This window comes from Streptococcus mitis ATCC 6249, from assembly GCF_000146585.1.
In the GTDB taxonomy this organism is placed as follows: domain Bacteria; phylum Bacillota; class Bacilli; order Lactobacillales; family Streptococcaceae; genus Streptococcus; species Streptococcus mitis_AZ.
In genome coordinates this window covers 1-762 of the sequence record NZ_GL397184.1, presented here as the reverse complement: position 1 = coordinate 762, position 762 = coordinate 1, and the positions used below count along the sequence as shown (strand labels likewise).

The 762-nt window shown below is 50.4% G+C and carries 1 protein-coding gene; it reads right to left on the bottom strand.

Going from position 1 to position 762, the window contains the following annotated elements:
* Window positions 1-762, bottom strand: a 762-nt coding sequence (locus HMPREF8571_RS11200) for a hypothetical protein (protein ID WP_176601560.1), incomplete at both ends; no start/stop codon positions are given.

Below are 762 nucleotides of genomic sequence, written 5' to 3'. Positions count from 1 at the left end.
GCACTTGTTGATGCTGACTCAGATGCACTTGTACTTGCTGACTCTGACGCGCTTGTTGACGCTGACTCTGAAGCTGATGTGCTTGCTGACTCTGACGCACTTGTACTTGCTGATTCTGAAGCACTTGTACTTGCTGATTCTGAAGCTGATGTGCTTGCTGACTCTGAAGCACTTGTTGACGCTGACTCTGAAGCTGATGTGCTTGCTGACTCAGAGGCAGACGTTGACGCCGATTCAGAAGCTGATGTGCTTGCTGATTCTGACGCACTTGTTGACGCTGACTCTGAAGCTGATGTGCTTGCTGACTCAGAGGCTGATGTACTTGCTGACTCAGATGCAGATGTTGATGCTGACTCAGATGCTGATGTGCTTGCTGACTCTGACGCACTTGTACTTGCTGACTCTGAAGCACTTGTTGACGCTGACTCAGATGCTGATGTGCTTGCTGATTCTGACGCACTTGTTGATGCGGATTCAGATGCTGATGTGCTTGCTGAAGCTGATGCACTGGTTGATGCCGATTCAGAGGCGCTTGTGCTTGCTGACTCTGACGCACTTGTTGATGCTGACTCAGAAGCACTTGTACTTGCTGACTCTGACGCGCTTGTTGACGCTGACTCTGAAGCTGATGTGCTTGCTGACTCTGACGCGCTTGTTGATGCTGACTCTGACGCGCTTGTTGATGCTGATTCAGAAGCTGATGTGCTTGCTGACTCTGAAGCACTTGTTGACGCTGACTCAGAGGCAGACGTTGATGCTGAC